This is a genomic window from Endozoicomonas sp. ONNA2 (genome assembly GCF_024606365.1).
Lineage (GTDB): Bacteria > Pseudomonadota > Gammaproteobacteria > Pseudomonadales > Endozoicomonadaceae > Endozoicomonas.
Genome location: NZ_JAHHPO010000616.1, coordinates 1 through 4,340, shown reverse-complemented (window position 1 = coordinate 4,340; position 4,340 = coordinate 1). Strand labels below are relative to the sequence as shown.

At 46.7% G+C, this 4,340-nt stretch carries 3 protein-coding genes; 2 read left to right on the top strand and 1 reads right to left on the bottom strand.

What is annotated here, in order from left to right; translation table 11 throughout:
- Positions 1-104: 104 nt before the first annotated feature.
- Entirely contained in the window at positions 105-1,577 is a 1,473-nt protein-coding gene (gene sbcB, locus KDK14_RS10865) for an exodeoxyribonuclease I (RefSeq protein ID WP_257265129.1), read from the bottom strand.
- 211 nt (positions 1,578-1,788) lie between these two features.
- Here sbcB and KDK14_RS10860 point away from each other — a divergent pair, with 211 nt between their 5' ends.
- Together KDK14_RS10860 and KDK14_RS10855 are read left to right on the top strand one after the other, a co-directional pair.
- Positions 1,789-2,091, top strand: a complete 303-nt coding sequence (locus KDK14_RS10860; RefSeq protein ID WP_257265128.1) for an isoamylase early set domain-containing protein — start codon at positions 1,789-1,791, stop codon at positions 2,089-2,091.
- Positions 2,092-2,727: 636 nt separating this feature from the next.
- A complete protein-coding gene (locus KDK14_RS10855; protein WP_257265127.1) occupies positions 2,728-4,104 on the top strand; it encodes an agmatine deiminase family protein in 1,377 nt (458 codons plus the stop codon).
- Positions 4,105-4,340: the final 236 nt, after the last annotated feature.

Genomic DNA, 4,340 nt, shown 5'->3' with positions numbered 1-4,340 from the left:
ACGACCGGCTTCCGAAGGTTTCAACGTCTTCTGAAGTTACGGATTCAGGTTAAAAACATGAATTCAACTAAAAATAGTCTTCAACCGGTTAGACACATACATAGCTAATTGATAAAAATCTCGGTATGCTCTTTGATAATGTTCTCACGCCCCTGCACATAATCAGACAGTTGTGCCAATATATGCTGCTTTTCCAGATCTTCCCCAGCTACTACCTGAGCCTCTCGCAATTCGCTCCAGAAATGATCAAGCGTCAATAGTTGATTATTTTCCGGATGTAACACCCCCGATAATCGGTCCTGGCAATATTGCTTCCAAAGCACCCGGTCTTCTTTATCCATAGTTTCAAAATAGTGCCGACCACGATAACGGAACAGCATCTCTTCCAGCCGCTTATCGGAAAATGTGAGACCCAGTTCAGGTAACTGCGCAGGATTGGATGAAATAATCCGGCTCATTTCATTCTTATCTGCCGGTGAGAAAAAACCTCCTGAATAAATCATCTGATCAGGATCCGTGTGTTTCGTTGCTGGTGACTGCGAAAACACCGCTTTGAGTTTTTCTGCCAGCCTGTTGTCCGCTAACAACTGGCTCCGGTGCGCTTCACACCTGGCAAGGTCTACTTCAAGACGATCCTGATCTTCACCCCTCAGGACACTCAGTGGCGCAACCGCCGGGCATTTATTAATATGGATGGTCTTTAACGGAACTCGCGCTTCCCCATCGACTAATTGATCAGCGGGCGTAAACATCCTGTGTCGTATTTCATCCACCGATAAATTCATCAAGGGTGTCGGATCCACGGACAGATTATAAACGACAATACCATTACGATTTACCGGGTGATCAATCAGCGGCATCACCACAGCCAGGTTATTGCGTTGCGCCCCGAACATGCCGGACACATGCACCACCATCTGCTGGCTGACCAGATTTAACAACCCGGCCACTTCACGCTTACCCCGATGGGACAGATAGAACTGAAACACTCTGGGCTGTCGTTGCCGAATCAGCCTTGCCAGCGCAATAGTGGCCCGAACATCCGACAAAGCATCATGGGCTGCGCCATGATCCAGACCATTCGCAGCGGTAATCTCCTCCAGCCTGAAGCTTTTGCAGCCATCCTCACGCAACGGCCATTCAATGCCTTCCGGTCTCAAGGCCGCAGTCAATCTGACCAGATCAATCAAATCCCAACGACTGTTGCCATTCTGCCACTCCCGTGCATAGGGGTCATAAAAATTCCGGTAGAGAATGTTGCGGGTGACCTCATCATCAAAACGAATGGTGTTATAGCCCAAGGCGCAAGTGCCCGGCACCATCAACTCAGATTGAATGCGGCGAATAAATTCCGGCTCCACCATTCCATGCTCGTTCACCTTCTGAGGTGTCAAACCGGTGACCAGACAGGCCATAGGGGCAGGCAGATGGTCTTCCGGCAACTTACAGAAAATATTCAGCGGCTCACCCACCTCATTCAATTCTGCATCTGTCCGGATACCCGCAAACTGGGCCGGCCAGTCAAGCGCGGGATCGGTACCGAACGTTTCATAATCATGAAAATAAAAAGACTGCATTTCACCCCCTTTCACCGTTGTTCATAAAACACCACCATGGTATAGCCTGGATTGTTGAATGTTTAAGAATAAACAAACCATTTATAGCCGCAATACAACAGAAAAACACACGTACTGGCAGCAAATAACACCCCTTTCAAGAACCATTTGATCACGGCTGACGATCACTGTACCTTATGCCTTCAAGCCGTGAAAACCTTGAGGATTGTACATGTTGAAGAAAAAAACGATCAAGAAAACAGCAGAAACCGAAGTAACCTTTGAGTTTGCTCAATCGGGCATCAAGTCTGTGTCCCTGGTTGCTGATTTTAACCAATGGCAACCGATCACCATGAAATACCATAAGAAAGAGAAAGCCTTTCGGACCAAGGCAAAACTGCCCGGGGATCAGGCTTTCCATTTCCGTTATCTATTGGATGAGACCACCTGGGAGAACGACCATAACGCTGACGACTACGTGCCCAACCCCTATGGCAGCGATAACAGTGTCGTTTATACCAACATCAGCAAGTAATTAACCTGCGCACCTCTGCCATATGTAGTGCCTGATCATTTGGACAAAATGCTACTGATGGTAGTAAACGACAATGAAGTGCGTAACTACAGTAATTAAAAGAATACCCCGTCGGGATGACGGGGTTTTTAACGTGAGATGCCGCTGAGGCAAAAAACCAATAATCAGGGTCACAGCAGGCATGGCGGCCACTTTGATCTTGTTGCGCCTTTTCTGTAACGCTCACCAACCTGACTCTTAATCAGCGCAGTTCACAGTGGTTTGGCAGTCGCTTCCAAAAGCCACCACCGCGGAGCCCAACCCCATCTCAATTGAAGTTGCGAGCAGACCGACTCTGCTCTCCCCGTATGTTCATTACAGCATGCGGCGCCTGCCTCGATTATTTATCGTCAAACCGTTGCAGCATAGGCGTAGCGTCCAGAGCATTCTGTGCTATATCGTTCATGGAGTGATTGAATCAGCAAATTATAGGTGTCTATTATTTGTTGATTTACAGAACTCTGGACTTCAACAGAAAAAAGTGTCCTGAGCATTGATTCTCAGAGTTGTAGAAGAATACGGCTATCCGCCATTGCCCGGGGCTGAATAGTAACCAGGCAGTTTTCAAACAAAAGTAATCAAACAGGTAGTAAAACAATGCAAGAAACCCATGTCAACTTTATCCCGACAACCAATCAGGTAGTCATCAACCAAGCCACAATCAATGCGGATGCCCAGAGAAATAACGGCCACCAGAGTTTGCATTCCAGGTTTGCAAACTGGGTTGTCAGCCATCCAAAAATAACGCTGGCATCTGCCCTTGGTCTGGCGGCTGCTGGTGTTGGAGCCTATTTCCTGGCAAGAGAACTGACTCTCTCCGGGAATGCAGGCAGTTCAGTAATGGCAAATCGCAATATATCCCCAACCAATCCAACGTCCAGCCTGTTACCCAGCCAGGGCTTAAGTCCCACCGCTATCGAATTTATAACAGAATCAGTGTCAGAATTGCCGACATCCGTGACAGCGCCACCCCTGACTACGCCGGACTGGTATAAGGCCTTAATGTCAACTGCGCAACCTTCCTCAGAAACCCCGGTATCTGCGTCTGAAAAGAAAACAGTAGAATCGATTGTCAAGCGACCTTACGCAGAGTTTGAACAAGCGGGTTATCTGGCGTTTAGCGACACCGACTTCAGAGATGGGCCTTATGGCGAATCCACGAAAATCAAGATAAAAATAGCACAGAATCTTCCAAGGGATGTTCACCTGATTGTATATACCTCCGGCAACCCTGAACATACTCGTCAATCATTCCAACCAATGGTTGACGACAGGAATCCTCTTCATGTTTTGAAAGTAAAACGCTCACCGGATACCAGATACTGGGCTCGGGACGGACTTCCTGTTCCGGTTTTTGGCAAAAATGACAGTCTTGTCCTGGTTGACTCGAAATACCATCATTCCTGGGAGCCGGATCAGGCAGTTGCCAACTTTTTCAACGCTACCCTTTTGTCTCATCCATATGAGTTTGAAGGTGGTAATTTGCTTGCTGACAGTAAGGGCAATTGTTTTACCGTTAATAACTATGATATGAGAAAGCAGTCGGACTTCAATGATGATATATTCAAAAAATACTATGGCTGTAAACGGCTTACCCGACTCAAACACAAGACGGGGATTGGTCATGTGGATGAAGTAATTAAAATCATTGATGACAAAAATATCATCACCGACCGGCGTGGTTATCGGTCAATCCTTCGCAGGCTCGGTTATAATGTTACCATGATCCCACGTGCAAAAGGTAAATACGCCAATTACCTCAACAGTGTGATTATTAATGGCAATGCGTTTGTCCCCGTGTATGGGCATAAAAAAAACGACAAAAGGGCAATGGACATATACCGTAGTTTTGGCTTGAAGGCTTATGAGTTCAGGAGCAATAATATCTCTTCAATCTGGGAAGGATCCATTCATTGTTCGATGGTGACTTATCCTAAAATCAACAACAAGCCAGAAACTTCCGGTATTTCATGAAAGGCTGTGATAAAAAAATACCGAACAGAAACTTTTACGTTATTCCACAAACTTGCCAGAAACAATTCGCAGGTAATTATACCAGGAGGCTGTTCGAGAATAGACTGCCCTGCGTGGCAACTGCTCCTGCGTCCATGAGTCGTGCGGTGGCTGCAAATTGGTCTAAAAATCCGCTTTTGTTCGGCAAATAGCCCCGCTACTTGTGTCCAGGGTATTCACCTCACAAAACCGAATTT

Bases quoted from the DNA above. Each gene is read 5' to 3' on its own strand.
- KDK14_RS10860 (WP_257265128.1), top strand. From the start codon at position 1,789: ATGTTGAAGAAAAAAACGATCAAGAAAACAGCAGAAACCGAAGTAACC.
- KDK14_RS10855 (WP_257265127.1), top strand. From the start codon at position 2,728: ATGCAAGAAACCCATGTCAACTTTATCCCGACAACCAATCAGGTAGTC.
- sbcB (WP_257265129.1), bottom strand. From the start codon at position 1,577: ATGCAGTCTTTTTATTTTCATGATTATGAAACGTTCGGTACCGATCCC.